Source organism: Helicobacter mehlei (genome assembly GCF_003660265.1).
Lineage (GTDB): Bacteria > Campylobacterota > Campylobacteria > Campylobacterales > Helicobacteraceae > Helicobacter > Helicobacter mehlei.
Genome location: NZ_QXQP01000010.1, coordinates 1 through 24,548, shown reverse-complemented (window position 1 = coordinate 24,548; position 24,548 = coordinate 1). Strand labels below are relative to the sequence as shown.

At 44.9% G+C, this 24,548-nt stretch carries 23 protein-coding genes and 1 pseudogene; 11 read left to right on the top strand and 13 right to left on the bottom strand.

Going from position 1 to position 24,548, the window contains the following annotated elements:
• Nucleotides 1-95: 95 nt before the first annotated feature.
• Together EAO36_RS04555 and EAO36_RS04550 are read left to right on the top strand one after the other, a co-directional pair.
• Nucleotides 96-1,334 carry an aromatic amino acid transport family protein gene (locus EAO36_RS04555; RefSeq protein WP_120948165.1) on the top strand — a complete coding sequence of 413 codons (1,239 nt, stop codon included), beginning with the start codon at nucleotides 96-98 and terminating at the stop codon, nucleotides 1,332-1,334.
• Nucleotides 1,335-1,392: 58 nt separating this feature from the next.
• Nucleotides 1,393-2,781, top strand: a complete 1,389-nt coding sequence (locus EAO36_RS04550) for an L-serine ammonia-lyase (protein WP_185962946.1) — start codon at nucleotides 1,393-1,395, stop codon at nucleotides 2,779-2,781.
• Here EAO36_RS04550 and tmk read toward each other — a convergent pair.
• Genes tmk through EAO36_RS04490 form a run of 13 tightly spaced genes read right to left on the bottom strand, consistent with a single transcriptional unit; the run spans nucleotide 2,740 to nucleotide 14,036 of the window.
• The gene (gene tmk, locus EAO36_RS04545; protein WP_120948163.1) at nucleotides 2,740-3,336 is read right to left on the bottom strand and encodes a dTMP kinase; all 597 of its coding nucleotides are present in this window, start codon (nucleotides 3,334-3,336) and stop codon (nucleotides 2,740-2,742) included. The two genes, EAO36_RS04550 and tmk, sit on opposite strands and share 42 nt — an antisense overlap.
• Nucleotides 3,320-3,808: a pantetheine-phosphate adenylyltransferase gene (gene coaD / locus EAO36_RS04540; protein WP_120948162.1), complete on the bottom strand. Its 489-nt coding sequence runs from the start codon at nucleotides 3,806-3,808 to the stop codon at nucleotides 3,320-3,322. The genes tmk and coaD overlap by 17 nt, the downstream gene beginning before the upstream one ends.
• Nucleotides 3,805-4,365, bottom strand: a complete 561-nt coding sequence (locus EAO36_RS04535) for a UbiX family flavin prenyltransferase (RefSeq protein WP_120948161.1) — start codon at nucleotides 4,363-4,365, stop codon at nucleotides 3,805-3,807. The genes coaD and EAO36_RS04535 overlap by 4 nt, the downstream gene beginning before the upstream one ends.
• Nucleotides 4,362-5,030: a flagellar basal body P-ring formation chaperone FlgA gene (gene flgA, locus EAO36_RS04530; protein ID WP_120955767.1), complete on the bottom strand. Its 669-nt coding sequence runs from the start codon at nucleotides 5,028-5,030 to the stop codon at nucleotides 4,362-4,364. Before flgA ends, EAO36_RS04535 begins: the two co-directional genes overlap by 4 nt.
• A complete protein-coding gene (locus EAO36_RS04525) occupies nucleotides 5,023-7,080 on the bottom strand; it encodes an ATP-dependent helicase (protein ID WP_120948159.1) in 2,058 nt (685 codons plus the stop codon). Before EAO36_RS04525 ends, flgA begins: the two co-directional genes overlap by 8 nt.
• Complete coding sequence (locus tag EAO36_RS04520) at nucleotides 7,077-9,572, bottom strand: tetratricopeptide repeat protein (protein WP_120948158.1); 2,496 nt, start codon at nucleotides 9,570-9,572, stop codon at nucleotides 7,077-7,079. Before EAO36_RS04520 ends, EAO36_RS04525 begins: the two co-directional genes overlap by 4 nt.
• 9 nt (nucleotides 9,573-9,581) lie before the next feature.
• Nucleotides 9,582-10,832: a serine--tRNA ligase gene (serS, locus tag EAO36_RS04515; RefSeq protein ID WP_120948157.1), complete on the bottom strand. Its 1,251-nt coding sequence runs from the start codon at nucleotides 10,830-10,832 to the stop codon at nucleotides 9,582-9,584.
• Complete coding sequence (locus tag EAO36_RS04510) at nucleotides 10,825-11,640, bottom strand: carbon-nitrogen hydrolase family protein (protein WP_120948156.1); 816 nt, start codon at nucleotides 11,638-11,640, stop codon at nucleotides 10,825-10,827. Before EAO36_RS04510 ends, serS begins: the two co-directional genes overlap by 8 nt.
• Nucleotides 11,640-12,398 carry a ubiquinone/menaquinone biosynthesis methyltransferase gene (locus tag EAO36_RS04505; RefSeq protein WP_185962938.1) on the bottom strand — a complete coding sequence of 253 codons (759 nt, stop codon included), beginning with the start codon at nucleotides 12,396-12,398 and terminating at the stop codon, nucleotides 11,640-11,642. The genes EAO36_RS04510 and EAO36_RS04505 overlap by 1 nt, the downstream gene beginning before the upstream one ends.
• The gene (hemJ, locus tag EAO36_RS04500; RefSeq protein ID WP_120955765.1) at nucleotides 12,398-12,838 is read right to left on the bottom strand and encodes a protoporphyrinogen oxidase HemJ; all 441 of its coding nucleotides are present in this window, start codon (nucleotides 12,836-12,838) and stop codon (nucleotides 12,398-12,400) included. Before hemJ ends, EAO36_RS04505 begins: the two co-directional genes overlap by 1 nt.
• The gene (locus tag EAO36_RS08705) at nucleotides 12,839-12,982 is read right to left on the bottom strand and encodes a hypothetical protein (protein ID WP_235852367.1); all 144 of its coding nucleotides are present in this window, start codon (nucleotides 12,980-12,982) and stop codon (nucleotides 12,839-12,841) included.
• Complete coding sequence (locus EAO36_RS04495; protein ID WP_235852366.1) at nucleotides 12,979-13,383, bottom strand: YigZ family protein; 405 nt, start codon at nucleotides 13,381-13,383, stop codon at nucleotides 12,979-12,981. Before EAO36_RS04495 ends, EAO36_RS08705 begins: the two co-directional genes overlap by 4 nt.
• Before the next feature lie 8 nt (nucleotides 13,384-13,391).
• Nucleotides 13,392-14,036, bottom strand: a complete 645-nt coding sequence (locus EAO36_RS04490; RefSeq protein WP_235852238.1) for an META domain-containing protein — start codon at nucleotides 14,034-14,036, stop codon at nucleotides 13,392-13,394.
• Between the two features lie 141 nt (nucleotides 14,037-14,177).
• Between EAO36_RS04490 and mraY the strand changes: the two genes are divergently transcribed.
• The 9 genes and pseudogenes from mraY to EAO36_RS08700 all read left to right on the top strand — a co-directional run.
• Nucleotides 14,178-15,239 (top strand): phospho-N-acetylmuramoyl-pentapeptide-transferase, encoded by a 1,062-nt coding sequence (gene mraY, locus EAO36_RS04485; RefSeq protein ID WP_120948153.1) that lies wholly within the window; start codon nucleotides 14,178-14,180, stop codon nucleotides 15,237-15,239.
• Nucleotides 15,240-15,298: 59 nt separating this feature from the next.
• Nucleotides 15,299-16,573, top strand: coding sequence for a UDP-N-acetylmuramoyl-L-alanine--D-glutamate ligase (gene murD / locus EAO36_RS04480; RefSeq protein ID WP_120955764.1), 1,275 nt, complete (start codon nucleotides 15,299-15,301; stop codon nucleotides 16,571-16,573).
• The gene (locus EAO36_RS04475; protein ID WP_185962937.1) at nucleotides 16,573-18,447 is read left to right on the top strand and encodes a mechanosensitive ion channel family protein; all 1,875 of its coding nucleotides are present in this window, start codon (nucleotides 16,573-16,575) and stop codon (nucleotides 18,445-18,447) included. Before murD ends, EAO36_RS04475 begins: the two co-directional genes overlap by 1 nt.
• A 1,669-nt stretch (nucleotides 18,448-20,116) precedes the next feature.
• The gene (locus tag EAO36_RS09030; protein ID WP_407925300.1) at nucleotides 20,117-20,527 is read left to right on the top strand and encodes a methyl-accepting chemotaxis protein; all 411 of its coding nucleotides are present in this window, start codon (nucleotides 20,117-20,119) and stop codon (nucleotides 20,525-20,527) included.
• Between the two features lie 26 nt (nucleotides 20,528-20,553).
• The gene (locus EAO36_RS04465) at nucleotides 20,554-21,192 is read left to right on the top strand and encodes a restriction endonuclease (protein WP_120948150.1); all 639 of its coding nucleotides are present in this window, start codon (nucleotides 20,554-20,556) and stop codon (nucleotides 21,190-21,192) included.
• Entirely contained in the window at nucleotides 21,189-22,190 is a 1,002-nt protein-coding gene (locus EAO36_RS04460; RefSeq protein WP_120948149.1) for a DNA adenine methylase, read from the top strand. Before EAO36_RS04465 ends, EAO36_RS04460 begins: the two co-directional genes overlap by 4 nt.
• A gap of 145 nt (nucleotides 22,191-22,335) precedes the next feature.
• Nucleotides 22,336-22,956 carry a hypothetical protein gene (locus EAO36_RS04455; RefSeq protein WP_120955762.1) on the top strand — a complete coding sequence of 207 codons (621 nt, stop codon included), beginning with the start codon at nucleotides 22,336-22,338 and terminating at the stop codon, nucleotides 22,954-22,956.
• Nucleotides 22,953-24,191, top strand: a complete 1,239-nt coding sequence (locus EAO36_RS04450; RefSeq protein WP_120955761.1) for a hypothetical protein — start codon at nucleotides 22,953-22,955, stop codon at nucleotides 24,189-24,191. Before EAO36_RS04455 ends, EAO36_RS04450 begins: the two co-directional genes overlap by 4 nt.
• A gap of 13 nt (nucleotides 24,192-24,204) precedes the next feature.
• Nucleotides 24,205-24,548: pseudogene (locus EAO36_RS08700) on the top strand (lecithin retinol acyltransferase family protein); the annotation flags it as partial.

Genomic DNA, 24,548 nt, shown 5'->3' with positions numbered 1-24,548 from the left:
CCCCGATTCTCCAGTCCAAAGAGCAATTCACAAAGTAATTAAATAATTTTAGTTAGCATACAAGAGTCTCTTTCATTTTTTAAAGGAATCTTGTTATGGAACACCAGCACCACAAGCTCAATCTCTTTGACATCCGCTGGATGTGGTCGATGTTTGGCACCGCCATTGGAGCGGGGATTTTGTTTCTACCCATTAAAGCGGGCACACATGGCTTTTGGCCTGTGGTGGTGATGGCAATCTTGAGCTTTCCAATGACTTGGCTTAGCCATCGGGCGTTGGCGCGCTTTGTGAATGCGATAGGCAATGAGGATATCACCCATGCTGCTACCCGCTTGGGCAGAAAGGCGGGCTTTGTGATCACCCTCATGTATGTGTTTGCGCTCTACCCCATTTGCCTGGCTTATGGTGTGGGGATCACCAACACCGCCGAGTCCTTTTTTGTGCACCAATTAGGCTTGCATTATTTTGAACACAACCGCTTTTTTTTGGCTGAACATTTGATTACGGGCATGATTTTTGTGATGATCTTTAACACCACGGTGGTTACGCGAATCGCTAATGCTTTGGTCTATCCTCTAGCCTTGATCTTACTAGTCTTTTCACTTTATTTGATTCCTTACTGGAAGACCGCTATGATTACAGAAATCCCCACTTTTGCGGGTTTCTTTGCCGCACTTTGGTTCACCTTGCCCGTGCTCGTTTTTTCTTTTAACCATAGCGCGATCATCTCCACATTTGCCCAAGCCATCGAAAAGCGTTATGGCGCGCTCAAACATTTTAAAACCAACCAAATCGAATTGCTCAACACTTCTTTGCTCCTCTTTTTCGTGATGTTTTTTGTTTTTTCTTGTATTTTGTGCCTAGAGCCTAGCGACTTTGATAAGGCTAGAGAACAAAATATCCCCATCTTAAGCTATTTTGCTAACACTCTAGGTAGCCCCATTATTGGCTACGCCGGTCCCCTTGTAGCTTTTTTAGCGATCACCACCTCCTTTTTTGGGCATTATTATGGGGCTAAAGAAGGCTTAAAGGGCTTGGTGGTGCAAATTTTCACTAAGGATAAGCTCAACACCAAGAGGCATAAACAAATTGATGTTTGGATCACGCTCTTTTTGTGGATCAGCATCATCGCTGTCTCCTATTACAACCCAAGTATCTTGGGCTTTATTGAAAGTTTGGGCGGACCAGCTCTAGCCACGATCACTTTTATTTTGCCCATTGTGGCGATGTATTTATTGCCCTCCATGAAAGAGTTTAGGAGCCCTTGGGCAGATGGGTTTATTTTCTTAACCGGTGTGCTCACCGTTTTGAATGCTATTGTAGGGTTTTTGTAAGATCGATCAAAATGAGCAAGGAAAACTAATGACACAAATTCCTAAAACCCAACAAGAAATTTATAGCCAATCTATGAGTGCGATTTTTAAAATTGGCATTGGACCTAGTTCCTCGCACACCATCGGTCCTATGGATGCCTGTGTGCGTTTTTGTGGGCTTGTTTATCATCAAGGGCTCTTGGAACAAATGGCGCGGGTGTGTGTGATCTTGCATGGCTCTTTAGCCCTAACGGGTAAGGGGCATTTGACAGATTTAGCATGCGTGGTGGGTTTGAGTGGGATTAGTGCTAGGGAAGTGAGCGTAGAGCAAAGGCAGGCGATTATCCAAAAAGTAATCCAAGAAAAGCGCATTTTATTTGCCCAAACCAAGGAATTACCCTTTGACTTGCAACAAGATATTATCTTTGATTCGCAAGCACTAAATTTGCATGAAAATGGCATGGTGGTGCAGGCATGGGATCATCAAGACGAGATTTTGATTCAAGAGGTTTATTATTCTACCGGTGGGGGGTTCATCTACACCCAAGAAGAATTACAAGCCAAGAAATCCAGCACCACGCCCAGCAAGTACACCCCCTTTGATTTTGATAGTGCCAAAGAGTTGGCTCAAATGTGCCAAGAGCAACAAACCTCGATCGCTAACATTGTGCGCCAACATGAAAATGCGCTATTTGGAGAGGGGTATGCTGATTCGTATTGCTTGGAAGTTTATCAAGCAATGTTGGCGTGCTACAAACATGGCATCCAAGCCCAAGAGAAACGCCTGCCGGGCTGTATTGGCATGGATCGCCTCGCCCCCTCCATCCAAGAACGCTTGGCCAAAAACCCTCAAGAGGGCAAAGACCCGCTAGCTTTAGTGGATTACATCACCCTATATGCGCGTGCGGTGAGCGAAGAGAATGCCAGCGGAAACAAGGTTGTAACCGCACCCACCAATGGGGCTTGTGGGGTTGTCCCAGCCGTGTTGCTCTATTGCCAAAACCATATCAAGCCCCTAAGCCCAGAGGCAATCGTGGATTTCTTGCTCACATGCAGTGCCATTGGTTATTTATATAAAAAAAATGGGTCGATCAGTGGGGCAGAGGCAGGGTGCCAAGCAGAGGTGGGGGCGGCTTCTTCAATGGCAGCTGCCGGGTTTGCCTTTGTGCTGGGTGGCAGTGTGCGCCAAGTTTTAAGCGCAGCCGAGATTGCTATGGAACACCATTTGGGCTTGACCTGTGATCCGGTGGGGGGATTGGTACAAATCCCTTGTATTGAGCGTAATGTGGTGGGCTCCATCAAAGCAGTCGCATCCGCGCGCCTAGCTCTTGAGGATGGCTACCAAGCTAAGGTCAGCCTAGATGAGGTGATCTTAACCATGTATCAAGTGGGCAAATCCATTGATGTCAAATACCGCGAAACTTCCTTAGGAGGTTTGGCGTTGAATGTGCATATCCCTAGATGTTAATTTTGATATTTGGCTAGAGATGTGCTGGGGGCTCTGTGCCCCATCAATGACATGGGTTTTTAACCCCAAGATTTGGCATGCCCTCTCCAAGCGATCTTGGGTGCGCTCTAAAAATTCCACCCCCAAGGCTTCGATTGTATCCATGTTCTGCATTTTAGCTTGCCATCTCTGCTCTAGAGTGGCGTGATCCAAGCGCAAGAAAAAAACCATGTCAGGCACAATCTCTAATAACCCGTGTTGGCGGTGCAACTCTAGGGCGTGTTCTAAGCTATAGGGGGCATAAGCTAGTCCTGAGATGAGAGAGCGATCGCTAAAAATGAGCTGGTGGGCGTTTGGTTTGAGCACTTGTTCCACATGCAAAGCCCGATCGGCTAAAAATAATAGGAATTGGGTTTGTGGCGGGAGAGCTTGGTGCAAAAGCATTTCTCTTAGAGCCTGCCCTAAGGGCGTTCCTCCCGGCTCTTTGGTAAAAAGGGCGCTTGGGAATTGTTGCTTGAGGAGTGCTATTTGCGTGCTTTTTCCGCTAGCATCCACGCCTTCAAGTGCAATCAACATGGCATTTTTCCAAAATAAAACCAAGCACGCTGGGGGGCACGAGGTGCTGGATTTGTCCATGGTGGGTTAGGATACTGCGCACCACAGAGGAACTAATAAAGGCATTTTGCAAAGCCGGCATAAAATAGAGAGTCTCCAAATTGGGGTTTAAAGACTTGTTGGCATAGCCCATTTGGAATTCAAATTCAAAATCACTCAGTGCCCTAAGCCCCCTGATGATAAATTTACAGCCATGCTCTTTAGCCAAATTAGCCAAGAGCCCCTCAAAAGCCACACATGCCACGTTTTTTAAAGGCATGGTGGCTAGTTGCACCATTTGCAAGCGATCGGCTAGCGCAAACATGGGGTTTTTGGCACGCGACTTAGCCACCGCTACGATCACGCGCTCAAAAAGATCGCTACTCCTTTGGATAATGTCCAAGTGCCCGTTAGTGATCGGATCAAAGGTGCCCGGATAAATGGCTAACTTCACCCGCCCCACCTGCTATAAAGATCGTTGGCAATGCCCAGCGCATCGAGCCACTTACCCACCAAAAACAACTCCATGCTTTTTAAATCCTTGGGCTTGGTATAGTAGGTCAGCATGGGTGGGGCGATGATGGCGCGCTCTTTGGCTAGGATCAATAAATTATTAAGAGCGATGCTATTTAGAGGCAATTCCCTAGGGGCTAACAAAAGTTTTTGTTGCTCCTTGAGCACCACAGCCGCACAACGGCTTAGTAGGTCATCACAAATGCCATGCGCGATCTTGGCAATGATATTCAAACTAGCCGGGATAATGGCTAAAGCATGCAAGCCAAAACTGCCTGAGGCTAGGGGCGCGTCAATTTGGTGGTGCTGGAAAATACGAGGCACTCTTGGCAAGTCCAAAAGGGCTTGCTTTAAATCCAAGCCCATTTCTTGGCGCGCGACCTGTTTGGCATGGGGGCTTAAAATCACAAAAACTTCTATGCAAGCGGGTAGATTCTCCATAAAACGCAGAGCCAATTCTACCCCGCTAGCCCCACTAATACCCACAGCCAACTTCACAACACTTCTCCTTTTAATAAGCCCGTAATCTTAACCTGCACCACTCTTTTGCTGCGGATATTCAAGGCTTGGATCACTTGATTTAACACACCATTTTCTAGGGCTTGCAAGGAGGTTTCTAAGGAAATGGGTCCCTCTTTGAGGGTCGCGCTAAAGATTTCATGTTTGTAGATTAAAATGCGTGGTCCCACTTTATCCACGCTCAACGTGGTATTAGCCCCTAAAAAACTACGCGCACTAGCATTACCAATATAAGAGCGATCAATGGGCAGGGCATTAAAATATTCAAAAGGCACGTTTTTAGCGTAAGTGTTAGTTGCATCTAGGTTTTGATCTTTTTTGAGCATGGTTTTGCTCTTATAGACTTGGATGTCGGCTAAAACTTGGTATTTGATCCACACCTGATGCCCCCTCTGCCCCACGCTCACCAAGCCATCTTTACGCAAAAATTGCTGGTTACGCCAGTTGATTACGGGTTCTGGATTTGTAAGATCGGCGATATTCCCACCTGCTATTTGCGCCTCCACGCCCCGCACGCTAAAGGTGTAATTGTGGTAAAACTGGCTGTAAGCTTGGCTGATCTCTTGTTTGATAGCCTCTAGAGGGTTTTCTTGCGCGCCAAGAATAGTAACCAAATAAAGAAACGCAAAAAATTTTTTAAACATGGTCATCCTCGGCTTTTTCTAAGATAGAGAGCACCAACCAATAGTCTTTAGAACCAAAGCGCACCAAAACTTGTTCTTGCTCGCGTACGATTTCTTGGATAGACCCCACCCCAAAATGCGGGTGGAAGACCCGATCGCCCACTTGCCATTGTGGGGATGTTAGTAACTTAGCCTCTTGTAAGAAACAAGAGGGTTTGAGGTATTCGTGTATCTGCCCAAAATACACACGCTCCTGCACGCAACAAATATACAGCTCCTCTTTAGCGCGTGTAATCGCCACATAGCCTAAACGCCGCTCCTCTTCTAAGTTGGCATTAGCATAGGGGAAAAACCTTTCCTCAAAGCCCACAATAAAGACGACACGGAACTCCAGGCCCTTAGAGGCATGCACGCTCATGCACTTGATTGCCTCTTGGTTGGTGGGGGTGGGGGCTTCCAAAATGCTTTGATCTAAAAAATCTTGCAAACTGGGCTTGGGATCATCTTGGAAGTAAGAGAGTAACATGCCCTTAAATTCCTCTAGATTTTCTAGGCGTTCCTCTATATTGTCTTTTAAAGTGCTTTGAATTTGGGTGCGTTTAAAAAGGGTGGTGGCAAATACTTGGGCATCTGCATAGGTTTGGATGCTCTGAACTTGGGTCTTTAAATCCAGGAGCAACTGGTAGAAGTTTTTCACGGCTTTAAGCACCTTGCTAGAGAGGGCATGGACTAAAAACCCTTGTTCTAGGGCTTGGTAGATGGATAGACTCTGTGGTTTGGTGGTGCCAATCAATATCTCCACACTATCCTTGCTGATCCCTCTAGCAGGCTTATTGATGATTCGCAACACGCTGGCATCGTCATGGGGATTGGCAATGGCGCGCAAGTAAGCCAGTATGTCTTTAATCTCAGCGTACTCATAAAAGCCCGTAGTGCCAATAATCTGGTAAGGGATACGGGCAAACTTTAAACCCTCTTCAACACTCTTGGCTAAATAGTTGAGGCGGTAGAGAATGGCAATCTCGCTATGGGGCACGCCCCTTTGGAGACACTCCAGCACTTTTTGCGTGATAAAATCATTTTCTTTGCTAGCATCGCTAAAACACAGGACTTCTAAATGCTGGTGTTTGTTCTTGCGCTTGTGGCTAAAAAGAGTCTTGCCATGCCGGTGCTGGTTATGCCCGATGAGCTCATTAGCACAGGCTAGAATGCTTTTAGAGGAGCGGTAATTTTGCTCTAGCTTGATCACGCGTGCGCTCTTAAAGTGATCGGGGAAGTTTAAGATATTGCTAATATCTGCCCCTCTAAAGCCATAGATGCTTTGATCATCATCGCCCACCACACATAAATTATCGTGCGCACTGCAGAGTAACTGGAGTAACTTAAATTGTAGGGGATTGGTGTCTTGGTATTCATCTACCATGAGATGTTGGTAGTGCTGGCTCACTTCATAAGCTAGACTGGGCGTGTGTTGCAAGATGGCATAGGGCAGGGCTAGTAGGTCATCAAAATCGACCCAATTTTCTTTTTCTAGGGTCTGTGTATAAATCTCAAAGGCAGATTGGACATGCGAGTAGCAATCCTGCAAAGCAATGAGGTGGTTTTTGATCTGGAAGATCATTTTAAGCAAATGCCCCAAAAAGGCACGATCCTCCAATTTAGAGTTGCCTTTAAGCTGTAAAAATTGGGGTCTAACCAAGCTAAGAGCCTCTTCAGGTTTGATGATCTTAAAATTAGCCTCGCGATTTAACAAGTGCATGTGCTGTTTTAAAAACAAGAGTCCAAACCGATGGAAAGTGCAAAGCATGGGCTGAGAGGTTTTGATCTGGCAGGTTTGCAACATGGACATCGCCCGTTGATACATCTCCCGTGCGGCTTTATTGGTGAAGGTTAAAGTGAGTGTATTTTGTGCGGGAATCCCCACTTTGGCTAACAAATAAGTTAGGCGCGTGGTCAAGGTTTTGGTCTTGCCACTACCTGCACCAGCTAGCACTAAGAGTGGACCCTCCACATGCAACACCGCTTTTTTTTGCTCGGGGTTCAAATCGGCTAGCAAGTTTTTAATACTCATGGGAAATCCTCTTGATTGGTGGGGGCTTTGATTTGGAAATCAAAATAGAGAGAGTGGAAATTGGGGCTTTTAATGCCTCTAAAGCTATTCAAACTGGCTTCTAAATTCCCGGCGCGCTGGTAGAGCAAGCCCAAACCATAGCGCACATCATAATTCCCGGGATACTTGGTTTTGGCAAGCTCCAAATACAGCGCGGCATCGCCAAAACGCCCCAAAGCCATATTTGCCAAGCTGGCTAAAGCTAGGGGTTCTACGCTCTTTTCATCCAGACTATCGATTAAATAATTCAAAATACTAGCTGCCTTTTGGTATTTCTTTTGGAAAATACTCGTCAGGGCTAACATGCGCATCAAATCTATGCTCAAATTCTGATCTTGAGAGACGCTCAAGCGGGCAGTCAATAAATCCTCCTCATAGCTTAAAAGCCCCGTGATAAAGCCCATGTAAATAAACATTTTGCGCGCCAATAAAGGGCCATGGAAGAGTTCTTCTAAATTGACTTTTTTGCTTGTTAAGAAAGCATAGACCCCTAACATTTGTTTGATATCTGCGCGGTATTTGAGCATCATTTCATAAAAAATATTGGTGAGCATATTATTAGGGTACATTTTTTTAAGGGCTACAAAACTATCCACTAGGCGTTGCTTGTCTTGTGCCTTGTTGGCATAAGCAATGTTGAGCGCATAGTAAATGGGCATGGGCTTATGCGCCTTGCTGATCCAAGAGAGATCATCGTTATTCACCCCATTTAAATACCCAATAAAGGAGCTTAAAAAATCGTGTTGGATCGAGTCGTGAAAATTGAGGGTTTGGAAGTCTTTGGTGAGTTGTTGCAAAAAGACAGCTGGATCTTCATAGGCAAGCTTGGCTGCCAAGACGGCAAAAATCCCCCCCAAGACATTAGCATTATCTAGGTAATAGGCTTTTTTAAAGTGGAAGCTCGCATTATGATAATCTTCTAGTTGGGCGTAGATAAGCCCAATATTGTAGTGACTAGTGGCACTATTAGGATTGGCTTCTAAGGCTTGTTTAAAATCATGAAGAGCGGCGCGCAAATGCCATTTACTCAAGTTTCTAAGACCATTGATGGTGTGTTGATCGGCTATCCCAATATTCTTGCCCTTTTGCAATAGTGTAATCGCCTTATCAAAATCTTGCTTGCCTGTGGTATCCACAAAAAAGACTCCCTCTTGAATCGATCCCAAAGCCTTTTTGGATTCGACTAGCTTGAAGGGCGCATAGTAAAACAAAATATGCACCACGGGCAAACCAATACTCCCCCTAAAATTAGTCTGCCAAAAGTCGCGTCTAATCATGTTGATGTCAAAAAAATGTGGGTTCAAAATAGGCTCTATGGGGTAGGTATCACTCAAGATTTTTTCTTTTTGCCTGTCTTTTTTGATTCCATGGAGCAACAAATCTAACATGCTACTGGCTACAGGTAAATCCCCAATTTTAAGCGCAATGATCTGCATGGCCAACAAGGCTTCCATATCTTGGGGGTAATTACTATTATAGCGGTGCAAATACTCTAGGGCTTGGGAGTAATTCCCCGTGCGTGCATAGAGCAACCCCAAAGATTTAAAGTCTTTGGCATTGGCAATGGGCTCTAAATGATAGATGGCGCGATCTGCATCGCCAAAGAGTAAAAACATCTTGGCACTTAGCCGTTCTCTAGCATCTCTAAATAAATCCGAATTGGGGTTAGTTAGTGCACTTAGGGCTTCAAAGTAGTGCCCACCATAGTAAAGCCCTAGCGCATAAACATAGGAGTAGATGGGTTGTTTTTCTAGCTGGTGGAGATTTTGCATGGTGAGTTTGAGATAGCGGGTATAAAGGTCCATGTTGTTCAGATAAAAAGCAGCCACCATCGCATCAATGGAACTCACACTGGTATTTTTTTTGGCTGCAATGGCACGATCAAAGGAGCGTAAAGCCTCTGTATAATTTTGCTGGCGCATTTGGATTACGCCCAAGTTGTGGTTGGCAATACTGGAGGACATTTGGGCGATGTAGTGGAAGATTTGCAAGGATTCCTCTACTTGCCCTTGATTGTAGAGCAAGTCCGCCTTTTTAATCAGCTCATTGATCTTTTCTTCATTGCTCAAAGGGATTCTGGAGGCACTTGCCTTGGGGGTGGGGAGATTTTCTAACACAAAATCTTCATTTTGTTCGATTTTGGTCAATCTCTCTAGGGGTGCTGATTTGCTCGCCTCCTCCATTTTTTCAGCACGCTCGTTTCTGTGGTGGATAACACTGAACGCCACAAGTGCCATGATGAGCAAAAACAAAAACCCGATGCCACCCAAAACAGAAATGTAGAGTCTGGGGCGACTTTTGAGATTTGTCCAATTCTCTAGCAAGGCTTCTTTTAATCTGGGTACAGGATTAGAACTAAATAAACCCTTGAGATTTTGTAGCCGCGCTACTAGGCCGGGCTTGGTAGGAGAAGTTGGCTCAGGTGGGGTTTGTTCAGGTGGGGTTTGATCCATATGCCAGCCTTATTGCAAGTAAGGTTTGAGGGCTTTGGGGATGGCAATACGCCCCTCTTGGTCTTGGTAATTTTCCATGATTGCCACCAAAGTGCGCCCCACCGCTAAAGAGGAGCCATTTAGGGTATGCACAAAGGCATTCTTTTTGTTTTCCTTGTAACGGATTTTGGCACGGCGCGCTTGAAAATCGCGGGTATTAGAAATGGAGCTGATCTCGCGGTAGCAATTTTGCCCGGGTAACCAAACTTCAATGTCTATGGTGTTGCTGGCACTAAAACCAATGTCCCCACTACAAAGTTGCACCAAGCGGTGGGGCAACTCGAGGGCTTTTAAAATCCCGCTAGCCGTTTGCACCATTTTAGCTTGCATAGCCTCGCTCTCTTTGGGGCGGGTGAGTGCGACCAATTCGACTTTATCAAATTGGTGCTGGCGGATGATCCCATGCGTGTCTTTGGAGGCACTCCCCGCCTCTTTTCTAAAGCAAGGCGTGTAGGTGGTCATTAAAATAGGCAACTCCTCAGCGGCTAAAATCTCATCAGCATAGAGATTGGTTAAACTCACCTCAGAGGTGGGGATCAAATACAGCTCCTCGCCCTCTATTTTAAACAAATCCTCTTTAAATTTGGGGAGTTGCCCCGTGCCAAAAAGGGTGGTATTATTCACCACGACCGGCACCGATACAATCTCAAAACCTTGGGAAGCGTTGTAATCGAGCATAAAATTAATTAAAGCCCGATTGAGGCGCGCGCCCTCCTTGCGCAACACACTAAACCGGCTTTTGGCAAGTTTCACGCCCCGTTCAAACTCAATCCAGCCATTGTTTTGGGCTAACTCGTGGTGCTCTTTGGGCGCAAAATCAAAGGTTTTAGGGGTTAAAATTTTTCCGATCTCTACATTTTGCGTTTCATCTTTGCCAAAGGGTGTTGCGGGGTCTAACAAATTAGGGATGGTGTGTAAGAGAGTGTCTAGTTGTTGTTCTAGGGCATTGACTTGTTCTTGGAGGGTGTTGATCTTGTTTTTATTATCCTCTAGAGAGGCTTTGAGCGTGCCTAAATCGGGGCTATTTTCTTTTTGCTTACTAAAAAAGAGTTTGGAGGTCTTGTTTTGGAACTCTTGGGCTTGCTCTAGGGTCAGTTTTTGGGCCTTGTACGCCAATAAGAGGGTTTTTAAATCCTCTAAAATTTGGGGGTCTAAAAAGCGTTTAGTTAAATTGGCACACAAACCCTCAAAGTCTTGCAATAACAATTTTTTATCAATCATGTTCTCTCCTGGTGTTGGGTTTTCTAAAACCCCATTCTTGTGCCCACGCATCTAGGTAATCTTTAGATACCTCTAGGTGCAACACGCCCAGATCGCCACGCAAACTATCCCCAATTTGCCCATTGGGCAGAGCCATAAAGCTATCGCCATAGAAATTCCAAGCGATATTGTGTTTTTGGGAGCTATGCTTAGGGTAGTAGCCTTGGCGCACCGATCCGATCCGATTGGCACGCGCGATGAGCATGGAATTACAAAAGGCACGCGCTTGGCAGAGCATACGCCATCTCTCAGAGGATTCAAAAGTGCTAGCGGTGCTGAGTAAGACAATATCTACGCCTTTTTGGTGCATATCCAACCAAATGCTATCAAAATGCAACTCATAGCCAAAAAGCGGGGCGATACGCAGATCTTCAAGTTCCACAATCAAGGGAGCGCGCCCCTTTGTCTTGGGGTTGGCAAAAAAGGCTTCTTCGTCCCAGTGGCTAAAATGGATGAGTTTTTGTTGGGGATAAAACTGGGTTTGTGAGGGGGATACCCATGCCATTTGTTTGATAAGCCCGCTGGATTCTTGCAAGATCAAGGGGGCGATCAGGTGCTGTTGGTGCTTGGTAGCGAGTTCTTGGAGCTGTTCTAGGCGCGCTTGAGAATGCTGGTGGATGGTGTGCGCTTCGCTTTCCAATAATTCCAAAAAAAAGGGGGTGATCACATACTCGGGGAATAAGATTAGGGCTTGGGGGGGCATTTTAGCCAAAGTCTTGCCCACAAACTCCAAATCAAAGCGCGCCATCTGCAAGATCACCAAGTGCATTAGAATTTCACCGCCAAAATACCCGATACGCTATTATAAACATAGTGGGTTTTTTCCACCACTTCCAAATCCACCAAACTCAATTCTTCCTCTAATTCAGAGGGGCTAATAAAATTATCAATGGAGGAGGGCAAATAGGCATAGGCACGGTAGTTACGGCTAATGAGCATGCCTAGTAGGGGTAAAATCTTAGCGGTGTAAAAGCGTGCCAGCGATCCTAGAATACCCGAGCGATCTTGACGCATAAACTCCAAAACCAGCAACACCCCCTTTTTTTTGAGTACACGGCTAAACTCTTGTAGGGCTAGTTTACGTTCTAAGATGTTGCGCAAGCCATAGGCGATACTCAAAAAATCCACGCTTTGATCCTCTAGGGTGCTCAAATCCTTAGCCTCTAGGCAATCCAAATAAATTCCTGCCCTCTGTTTGCCCAAGCCCTCAATCTTACTTTTGGCAATGGCTAACATTTCTCTAGAGGGGTCAATCCCCCTAATGCTAGCCACGCTCCCTTGCAAGCGCGCCACTTCTTTTAGAATGTGCAGGAGCATATCTGCCGTCCCACAAGCTACATCGGCGACCCTCAAATCTTGTAAATCCCCCTTAAAGGCATGGATGTATTTTAAAGCCCGTCTGATTCCATCTAAACGCCAGCGTTGATCCTGCTTGAAACTCACAATCCGATTGGTGGTATCGTAGGTTTTGGCAATGGCATCAAACATATAGATGATTTTTTGTTGTTTTTCTTCAATCCTAGACATTAAAAGAATTTCCCCACCACGCAAAAGACAATCACAATCATGCACAAAGTGGGCACTTCATTAATCAGCCGAAAAAATTTAGGGCTTTTATACTGCCCATCACGCCCCAACTCACGCATGAACTTTTTACACATAAAATGGAAATGCAACAAAATCAGCACAAATAATAATTTGACATGCAACCAGCCATGGTGAAAGAGTGCCAACCCGCCCAAAGCCCAAATCAGGGCAATCCCACTCAACACGCTCACAATCATAGCGGGCATGGCAATGTAATAGTAAAGCTTTTGCTCTTGGATTTGCACCACAGCGACAAATTCAGCGCGATCGCTATACTCGCGGTGATAAACCAACAATCTAGGTAAGTAAAACAGGGCTGCCATCCATGAGATCACCCCTATAATATGCACCATTTTAAGCCACACATACAAGTTATCCATCTAATCTCCTAATACTTTTTCTAAAAGTTCTGGGCTAGCCTGCAAACACACCCAAGCCCCTTTTTTGTCCAGACTCTGCTTTTTAAGCAACACGCCATGTTTTCTGGCCCGCGCGCTCAAAACCTCCAAAACAGGGTAGCTCACCCACTGGCGCACGCTTTGTGTGGGCTCAAAGGGCTTGGAGATGCGTTTTGCAAACAGAGTTGCAAACTCTGGCTATAGGCTTTCATCAGCCCCCCCACCCCCAAGAGCACCCCCCCAAAGTAACGCACTACAATAATGGCACTCTCAATTAAATCCCCACGCCTCAAAATGTCTAGTAGCCCCCGCGCGCTATTTTTGGGCTCGCGATCTTCATGCAAGGCTTCTTGCAAACTTCCTTGTTCTAAGTGGCGGTAGGCATAGACAATATGCCTAGCTTTGTGGTGCTCCTTTTTGAGCTTTTCTAGGGTGCTTTCAAAAAGCGCATAGGGCACTAAAAAGCCCAAAAATACCGAGCCCTTAATTTGGTGCTTGGATTGTATTTCCACATCTACATATTGCAAAAACTCTCCTAGTGTTGCAAATAGATTTGCATGGTGGCATTTTCTAAGAGTAAATTTTCTTTATTGCGGGTCAGATTAAACACTCCTTGTAAATTACGATAAAAAGCTAACTCAAAAGCCATGAGCTTTTCATTGATACACACCTTGCGTGTCATGCCCTTATCCTCGACTACCAAATGATCATCATCGCGAAAACTATAACTCACAAAATACTTATTACAATAAATAATCCCATAGATTCGCAACTGCTTTTGATCAAACTCTACATGCCCCATAGGCGTGTTTTTGAGTTTGGTATCCCTCAAATGCGCCCGATTTTTCCTAATATCTGCTTGTAAATTCCCTAAATCTGTTTGGATCATCGATCCATCGGGTTTAATGGAGTCCAAATGCAAATCCTTGATTTTGGCTTGCAATTCCTCTTGCAAGACATCTAGGCGATCTTTAGGATAAACATCGTCTAGATTGGGCGATTCATCTGAACTGGGATGGGATATTTGGGCTTCTAAAATGAGGTCTTTAAAGTCAAAAACGTTCCCGCCCAAGACAACCCGCACAATGCGGTAGTCATTGTATCGGAAACTTTTATCAAAAAAGCGCACCACAACACAGCCAGCTAATAACACGCTCAAACCCACACCTGTTAAAACCATCGCCCATTTATGCAAAAGATGCCACATCCCACTAGCTAAATGGGCTAAATTATAATCTGATCTTCTTTAAACTTCCGTATTAAGCCTTTCATAAGTCTATTTATAGAAGAATTGGGTTTATTTTTGCTGCAAAGTTTGACGATGCTCTACTACTTGTATCCGTGGTTTGGGATTAATATTTTCCAATATCTCACCTTCCGTGCCGGGATCGCTTTCTTTTTGAGTTTTATCGCTTGCATTTACGCCATGCCCAAGTTCATCACATGGGCCAAAAGGAAAAAAGCCAGCCAACCTATTTCCATGTATGTCCCCCACCAAAACAAGAAAGACACGCCCACGATGGGTGGGGTGATCTTTGTAGGCACGACCTTGGCCGCCTCACTCATCAGCGCGCGTTTGGATAATCTCTTTGTGTTGTTGGGTCTTTTGACTTTACTTGCCTTTAGCGCAGTGGGCATGCAAGATGACTACACCAAAATTAACCGCAAGAGCAATGCGGGTGTTACTTCGCGCTATAAATTTGCGGTGTTGCTGGCTATTGCGGTGTGCATCTCAACCGCCCTTTACTTTTTGCTTGACAATAAAAGTTTTTACTTGCCCTTTTTCAAACGGGCTTTATTTTCTTTCCATGATTACCCTGTTTTACTTGTCGCCTTTTGGTCATTGGTTTTTGTCGCCACCTCTAATGCGGTGAATATCACCGATGGGCTAGATGGCTTAGCCACCGTCCCTAGTATCTGTGTGCTTTTAAGCTTAAGCGTCTTTATTTATGTGGTGGGCAATGCCGAATTTAGCAAGTATTTACTTTATCCCAAGGTGAGCCACAGCGGAGAGGTGATGGTGATTGCGGCTGCTTTGATTGGCTCACTTTTGGGCTTTTTGTGGTTTAATGCCTTCCCTGCTGAGGTGTTCATGGGCGATAGCGGGAGTCTAGCTATTGGGGGCTTTATTGCTTACATGGCGATCATCACCAATAATGAAATCTTGTTAATTTTAATGGGCTTGGTCTTTGTGCTAGAAACGGGCTCGGTGATCTTGCAAATCACCAGCTACAAGACTCGTAAGAAAAAGATTTTCCGCATGGCACCCTTGCACCACCATTTTGAATCCAAAGGCTGGCCAGAAAATAAAATCATTTTACGCTTTTGGATCATTGCAATCTTAAGTAACATTGTGGCGTTGTTGAGCCTTAAAGTGCGTTGAGGATTTACTATGCTATTGTTCGGCCATGCTATCATCCTAGAAAAGCAGAACGGAGTGCCATGATCTCGTTATTAGGCTATGGGCAGACTAACCAAGCTCTTGCAACCTACCTTAACAAAAAGAGTATCCCCTATCGCGCCTACGACGACAAGACTCTAACCCCTTCTTTAGATACCCACCACAAACAGCTACTCCCCTCCAAGATGTTTAACCCCTATGAATCCCGCTTAGAGATTGTCAGCCCGGGTATCCCCTTTGATCACCCCCTCGTAATGGCTAGCAAACACCTAGTGAGCGAATACGACTACATTTACACCCTTTGGCAAACCAATCGTTCTAGCCTAGATTTCCCCACCACTTTTTTTATCAGCGGAACCAATGGCAAGACCACCACCACACGCATGCTAGGCTTGCTCCTAAAATCCCATAATGCTCAAGTAGGCGGGAATATTGGCGTGCCCCTCATCGATCTTTACACCCAAATTAAAACAGAGCAACACAAACCCCCCTTTGTGTGGGTGTTAGAAACCAGCTCTTTTAGTTTGCACTACACCCAGCGTTTTGCACCCCATTTTTATATTCTCTTGCCCCTAGCTCCCGATCATCTAAGCTGGCATGGGAGTTACGAGCACTATGTGCATGCCAAACTCAAACCTTTAGAATTGATGAGCCCCAAGGCGGTTGCCCTTTTGCACGCCGATCTGCAAGATCACCCTTATATCAAAGATTTAAGAAATCCCCCCCAGCTCCTCTTTTATGAAAACTCCGCCCATTTAGCCCAGCTCATGGGGCTCGATCTCTCCTGTGTGCGTTTTGAAGAGCCTTTTTTACTTGATGCGCTTTTGGCTTTGAGTGCGGCTAAACTTTACAGTGGCGTGGCTAATTATGAATTGATTAACTCCTATGCGATCCAACCCCACCGCATTGAGGTTTTTACAGACGATCAAGGTCATATTTGGGTTAATGACAGCAAGGCGACCAATGTAGATGCCACCCTAAAAGCCTTGGAGCGTTTCCAAGATCGCTATGTCCATTTGATCTTGGGCGGGGACACTAAAGGAATTGATCTAACCCCCCTTTTTAAGACTCTAGCCACCTTGCAAGTAACTATCTATGTTATCGGCGTGAGCGCGCCGGTGATCATGCAAATGGCTAAGCAATACCATATCCGCGCCCTTTTATGCCAAGAGCTTAAAATGGCCGTGCAGAACATTAAAGACAATCTCCAAACTGGGCAGATCGCCCTACTCTCCCCCAGTGCAGCTAGTTTGGATCAATTTGTCTCTTACAAACATCGGGGCAATGCCTTTAAAGAATATGTGCTAGGATCATGATGCGCTTTACTCTCTGGCTGTTTTTAAGTTTGTTTGTAGTCTTGCGTGCCGATGATGATGCGGATTTAATCGACTTGCACTTACTCTTAAAGCAAATCAACCAGATTAACCAAGTCATCAAACGCTACCAAGCAGACCCTAACAAACGCTCTGAAATCTCACTTTATAGTGATCAAAAAAACGATCTCATCCACACCTTCACGCTCAAGTTACTAAATAATCAAGAACACATCGGCTTTAACATCAAAGACAACCTCAAGCAACAAAAAAAGCTCAAAGAGGCTTTATTCAAAAATAGCGACAAGGACATTTATACCTATGTCCTAGACACTCTCCACCTCAAGAATTTAGAACTAGATGCCGACATGTATTATTTTTTAGAAAAATTGCGCACCTCCCTAGACTTTTTTAGCCAAGAAAAAGATGTAAAGAGCATCAGCACCTCCTATTTATTAAAACTTGAAGGGTATGCTACTAAAACTTATGTTGCCCCCTCTAATTTAGATGATTTCAAGCAACACAACTTCCAAGAGGTCCTAGACAACTACCAAATCAAGCTTAAAACCTATACTGAAGTGCTCCATTACATCCAAAAGCACCCCAGCCAAGTGCTCTCTAAAAATGTGATCTTGAGCATTAATCTCAAATGGATTTTAGAGCGCATCTCCCGCCTTATCACCCAAGTTTTCCCCAAAGCCAACGGCTTACAAAGTGCCAAGATTGTTTTATCCCTCGTGCTCCTAGTTTTTTTACTAGCCCTAAGACAACTCATTACCGCCCTTTTTGTCAAAGCCCTAGACTATGTCGTGCGTTTCACCCGCAAAAATGTTGCCGTACAACAAAAAATCCGCAACAGCATCATCGCCCCCATCTCTACTTTTCTATTCATCTACAGCTTTGATGTTTCTATTGACATTCTCTACTACCCCCACCCGACCCCACCCAAGTTTGCCATGTATTTGGGGGTGGTTTATATCCTCTTATTTGCTTGGCTTTTCATTGCGCTTTTTAAGGCTTATGGAGCAGCCCTATTAGCTAATTTGGCCTCCAAGAGCAATGGGCTTAGAAAAGAGGTGATCAACCTCATTTTAAAAATCGCCTACTTTTTTATCTTTGTGATCACGATCTTATGGGTGCTCAAGCAACTCGGCTTTGACATCTCGACCATCATCGCCTCACTAGGAATCGGTGGTTTGGCGGTGGCCTTAGCGGTTAAAGATGTCTTGGCTAACTTCTTTGCCTCCGTGATCTTGCTCTTGGATAACTCCTTTGGTCAGGGGGATTGGATTGTATGTGGAGATGTAGAAGGCACGGTGGTGGAGATGGGGCTTAGACGCACAACTGTTAGGGGCTTTGATAATGCCCTGTTCTTTGTGCCCAATTCGGAATTAGCCGGTAAATCGATTCGCAACTGGAATCGGCGCAAAGTCGGGCGGCGCATTAAAATGACCATTGGGCTAACCTATAGCTCCTCTAGGGAAGCCTTGCAAAAATGCGTGTTGGGGATTCGCACCATGTTAGAGCAACACCCCCACATCGCTAAAGCCGGTGACATGGATAGCACCTCTGAGCAACGCCTCCATGATGATCACCATGCCTTAATCATGGGCCGTCAAGACATCGTTTCGGTGAATGACTTGATGGGGTATAAATCTAATTTGTTTGTCTATTTAGATAGTTTTGGGGATAGTTCCATCAATATTTTCATCTATTGTTTTTCTAAGACCGTGATTTGGGGCGAATGGCTGGCTGTTAAAGAAGATGTTATTTTGAAAATCATGAAAATCGTAGAAGAATGTGGATTGAGTTTTGCTTTCCCTTCTCAGAGTATTTATGTGGAGAGCCTGCCAAAAGACAAGTCAAGTCTATCTTAGAGTGAGGTGATGCATGTTTTTCAAAAATCTCAAGTTAGGGGTCAAGACCGCTTTAACCACCTCAGTCATTCTAGTAGTCTCCTTTGTTGCCCTAGGCTTTTACTATGTCAGTGAGGCGAGCAAAATCTTAGTGGACAGGGCTAACCAATCTGTGCGGTTTTTGGCCGAGGGCCGATCTAAAAATATCGCCTTGGAACTTAACGATGTGCACCGCACCCTCGTCAATTACGCCAATTATTTTTCACAAGATGGTTACGCTTTTATCCAGAACTCCACGGCCAAAGAGCTCGAGGACAATGTGCGTAAGCTCTGTGAAAACAATGCGTTTGTCTATCAAGCCTTTTTGGTGATCATGCATGGAGGTAAGCCTGCCACAAGTTATGACTCTGTGCAAAAGAGTAATGGGGAGTTTGCATCCAATGTCAATAACCCCCTCATCCTGCATTCCAATTTGCTCCAGCAAGTCATCAGCACGCGATCGATGGCTAGAACCCTCACTGATAAACACGATCTGATGGAAGGTGTGAGTAGCTTTGGCTTTACCATTGCTGCCCCCATCTTTGATAGCCACAATAATCTTGTGGCAGTGGCTGGTCTCTATGTGAGCTTTGGATACATTCAGGATAAATACTTCCCCACCGACACGGGAGAGAATGGGTTTTTAATGGGTTCTAGAAATCGTATTTTTGCGATCAACAAAGATCACAGCTTGCAAGGAAAAGTCTTTACAGATGTCATGTTAGATCAAGAGGCCAAAAGGGTGGTTGCTTTCAGAGAAAAGGCGGAGGCAGATCAGACTCTCATCACCTCTTTTTATTCCAATGTGTTAAATGAGGAGATCATTTTGGCTTTGCACACCTTTAGACCCTTTAAAGACCCTAAAATGGGGCATAACTGGGTGATCGGATCGGTGATTTCCAAAGCCAAGGTTTATGGTTATGTGCGCCACACCCAAATGGTGATCATCGCTATTGGTTTGAGCGCGCTTTTAATCGCCATCATTGCCATGCACTTTTACATCCAAAGACAAATTGTGTGGCGGGTTAATCGGGTGGTGCAGACCTTAACAGGCTTTTTTAGATTGCTTAACCACGAGGAAAATGTAGAGGTCCAAATTTACAAATCCACCCAAAATGATGAGATTGGCTGGATGTTAGATGGCATCAATTCCAATATTGCCAAGATACAAAAAACCTTCCGTCATGATAACGATGCGGTTGTAGAAGTCACCCAGCTAACTTCTAATGTACAAAAAGGGATTATTGTCGCAAACAAAGAGCACGCCAGTGCCAACACCCCCAAACTTGCCGAACTCATCAAGGTCGTGCATGCGATGGTGGAGAGTTTGGAAAACAAGATTGGTTCTGATCTTAATAAAATTTTAGCGGTGGTGCATGCTTACCAAAAGCTTGACTTCACACCCCAAATCCAAGGGGCTAAAGGCGATGTGGAACTTTCCATCAACCAATTGGGCACAGAGATCACCAAAATGCTCACCACTTCCTCTGAGTTTGCCAATATGTTAAGCACAAAAGCCTTGAATTTGAAAGCGAGCATGGATAAACTCTCAGAGAGTTCTGCCAACCAATCCCAAGGGATCAAAGAGACCACGCAAAATATTGAAGTGATCACGCAAAATATTAGCGATGTGAGCTTGAAAAGCGATGAGATGATTGCACAAAGCCAAGACATTAAAAGCGTGGTGGAGATCATTCGAGACATTGCCGAGCAAACCAATTTATTAGCCCTCAATGCTGCCATTGAAGCTGCCCGAGCGGGCGAGCATGGGCGTGGCTTTGCCGTGGTAGCCGATGAGGTCAGAAAACTAGCCGAACGCACGCAAAAATCCTTGAGCGAGATTGAAACCAACATCAATGTCTTGGTGCAAAGCATCGCAGATAACTCCACCGCCATTAAAAACCAAGCCAATGCGGTGCAAGACATCAATAAAGCCATGAGTGCCTTTGATACCCAACTAGGGCACAATTTAGACATCGCCAAGGAATGCTTGGGCATTAGCCAAGACATCGAGCACATCGCTAATGATATTTTAGAGGACACCAGCAAGAAAAAGTTTTAAGATGGAAAATGTGAAAAAAGACCAAAATGGATTTGTTTTTAGAGCTTGCACAGCCTAATACAGATGGCTTTTCGCGCTGGGTGTCTGTGAGCGAGTTTAGCGGAAAATATCAAGAACTCCAGTTAGGCAATGGGGGTAGCTGGCTTCGCCCTAGTAGCTCTCTAGCTAAAAAATACAAAATAGAGGTTGATAAAAGCCAAAGTAGCGGGAACTCCATAGATCGTATTAGACTTGTAGGATTCAATACAAAACCCCAATTTAACCAAGCCATTAGAAAAGACATTGTAGATGCTTTAAAAAATAAACCCTGCGTGATGTGTGGTATTCGTGGCAATAGCGAGAATACTAAAATTGAAATTGACCATAAAGATGGCAGGAAGAACGATCTTAGGGTAGCGGATATTAAGAGTCAGAGATTAGAGGATTTCCAGCCCTTGTGTAAGGCTGATAACGATGCCAAAAGGCAGATTTGCAAAAAATGCAAAGAGACAGGTCAAAGATGGAATGCTGAACAAATCTCGGGGCATCTCTACTCTTTTTATAAGGGTGATGCGCATTATACAGAGAAACTTGGTTGTGTGGGTTGTTACCAGTATGACCCGGTAGCCTACCGCCAGGAATGCGCCAAAAGGATCGCTACAGAGGGTTTAAACAAAGCAAAGTGAATTACATTGGCTCTAAGCTTTCTCTAGCCCCCTTTTTATTGCACCATATCCAAGAGAGTTTGCAACACAGAGGGGTCGATTTGCAAGATTGCATTTTGATAGACGCTTTTGCCGGATCGTGTGCAGTGGGGCGGTTATTTAAAAACCGCGTCAAACAGGTGATTAGCAATGATTGCGAGTTTTATAGCTATGTGTTGGCTAAAAACTACATCGAAAACACCACCCCGCTTAAGCGCGCCTCTAAACTTTTAGAGCAACTCCAAAATCTCCCCCCCTTAAAGGGGAAAATCTACACCCATTACGCCTTAGGGGGAGGGCATTGCCGCCAGTATTTTAGCGATGAAAATGCCATGCGCATTGATGCGGTGCGCTCCCAGTTGGCACACTGGTTAGAACAAAAGCACATCAGCCCCAGCGAATTTTACTTTTTGCTCGCCTCCTTGCTCGAATCAAGCGACAAGGTCGCCAACACCGCCTGTGTCTATGGCGCATTTTTAAAAACCCTCAAAAAAAGCGCGCAAAAAACTCTACTTTTATCCCCCGCCCACTTTGATTTAAGCCCCAACCCCCACTATGCCCACCAACAGGACGCTCAAGAGCTTATCGCACACACCCCCGCTGATATTCTCTACCTAGACCCCCCCTATAATGCTAGAGAATATGGTGCCAACTACCACCTTTTAAACTCCATTGCCCTTTATGATGACTTCACCCCACAAGGTAAAACAGGCTTGAGGGATTACCAAAAATCGCTTTGGTGCAAAAAAAATAGTGTGGCGGGGGCTTTGGAGGCGATCTTAAAAAACGCACAAGCCAAATTTATTTTTATGAGTTACAACAACGAAGGCTTACTAAGCCTCAAGCAGATCGCCCAGATTTTCAAGCAACATGGCAAGTATAGCCTCAAAAGCCACCCATACACCCGCTTTAAAGCCAACTCCAACCCCCAACAACACACCAAAACCACCGAATATTTGCATGTTTTGGAAAAATTTTAGTGTGGTGCAATTTAAGGGAAGCTGTGTTAGACCCCTTCCAAGGAGTTATATGTTTAATTTCACCCCCCTCCCCTCAAAGAAAAGATTAACCCGGCCCATCTCTTAGCGTGTGTGTTGGCTTTTGCCTCACAAAAAGGAGTTTGACATGCCTTGGCCATGGATTATTGGCGGTCTTGCCGTTGGAGCTATGTGGATTTACAAAGAATATTTTGATAAAGAGGATCCACCCAAAAAAGACCCACCCCCACCCAAGAAAAAAATCTACCTGCTCTATGGCTTGAGCGGGGCGGGTAAAACGGAGTTATGCCGTGTTTTAATTGATCATAGTTTCAAGGGTGGTGATCATGAGGCAACAGACCACCCCGACATATACAAGGGGGAAAATTTTGCCCTGACAGATTGCACAGGGAGCAACCCCCGTCTCAATAATGACTTTGTCAAAACAAAGGCTACAGACTATGATGAACACATTCTTGTCTATGTGTTTAGCGCAGTGGCGTATCTCAAAGAACAAGAGATTGCCACAAAAATAAAAGTCCAAATTGGAGCCTGCACAAAAATGGCGGACGATTTAAACGCACACAAGGTGTTCGTCCTCGGCACGCATAGCGCGCATAGCCCCAATAAGCAATATCCTAATTATGTGCCTAGCTCTAGTGAGCATAGCCGCATTATCCAAGATTTACAAGGTTTAGCCCCTATGCGTATCTTTGAGCTCAAGGACAAGCCCTATACAGAGATTGAAACATTCTTAGAGATTTCATGAGTGTCTATGCCTACATGCAAAATGCAGAGCAAAAACTCGTAGTGGTGCAAGATGGTAAAATATTGGAGGGAGAGGATCAAGTACGAGCCCTAGAGTTCATCAACCAAACTCTTTTAACACTCTTAGACAAGACAAAACTTGCAAAAGAGACTTTTATGATATGTGGGGGCAAGCGTTTGGCGCATTTAAAACACTCTAAGTCGAATCACGTTGGGCGGGTGTGTTACGCCATTTCGATCTACGATAACAATAAAAACCCGCATGTGATCGCTCCAAGCGCGCAAGCATTGGGCTTTGAGTCTGCAAAAATCCCTAGAAAATTCAAATGGTTGTCATGCACGCTATACCAAATTCTGGGCGTGGTTAAGAGACTTATTAAATACATTGAAAAGAAAAGGACAAAAATGAAAAAAGTGATTTTACTAGACAAAACTCAGGCGCAGGAATTTGAAGAAGCTAAAGAACTTTTTCCAAAAGAGATGCAGGCTTTTCAAGGCTATGAAACTAAAGAGGGCGCGTTAGTGTGTGCCACACAAACGATCGAACCCTCTAAAGAGGGTGCGTTGGTGGTGGCTGAATCGGACATCTTGCCCGGGCATTTCTATAAACTTGAGTCCTATCAAGAGGATTATCACAAAGACTTAGCGCATTTCTTGGGCATGCTCTTTAGCAAAATGGGCAAAGCGTATTTTGATTTTAGAGTTGTTAGAAGCCAAGAGGAATTTCAGAAAATGGAAGAACAAATGCGCACAGGGGGTGGTATAGGGACTGTTGTTGCTGGAGCCACCATGCAGATAGAATCGCAAAATATACAACAAACTAGAACACAGCAACAATCCACATTCACGCGTAAATCTGGCGATTTTGGGGGAAAATGCACGCCTAAGGAACTACAAGATTGGTTGGAACAAAGAGGGATCAACCACCAAGCCCTAGAAAAACTAGGCGTGGCTGAACTTGTAGATACCTTTTTGAGGAATGGAGAAATCAAAGAAGGCGGGCATTTAGAGGAGCATTACGAAATGGAAAAGATTTTTGAAGAAGCTAGCCACGCACAGGTGGATTTTCACACCCAGATTGGTACAAAGAAAGGCTTACAAAACTTTTTTGCCAAGGGGTTTTTAAATAAAATCGCTAGGCTAGATTTAGGCGTGCAGGCGGGCGGGTCGGTGGATTCTAAAAGCCAGTGCAAACGCTATGAAAAATACGCCCTATTTTATGCAGTCAAGTTTTAGACAAGAAGAGAAGATGCCAAAGAATGCCCCAGAGGGAAACGCAAGAGGGAGTCTAGATATAGAATCTGTCTTATCCACAGCGGGGGTTATCATCAAGGACGCATTGCCAGATACAATCCGCAAGCGTGTAGATACTCTATTGGCCACAAAACAGATCGCCCAAAATTTTTACGAGGAATTTTTAGAAACTTTTCCGGTTTATCGGGAAGGCGATGGAGTGAGCGAGCCAGAGATAGGCAGTGTATTATGGCACGATCTTGCCAATGCGTTTTCACACACGGGAATCTATGTGGGTGGGGGGCAGATTGTGCATTTGACCGGCAAATTTAATGGGAGTCGCATTGAAAAATGCGCTTC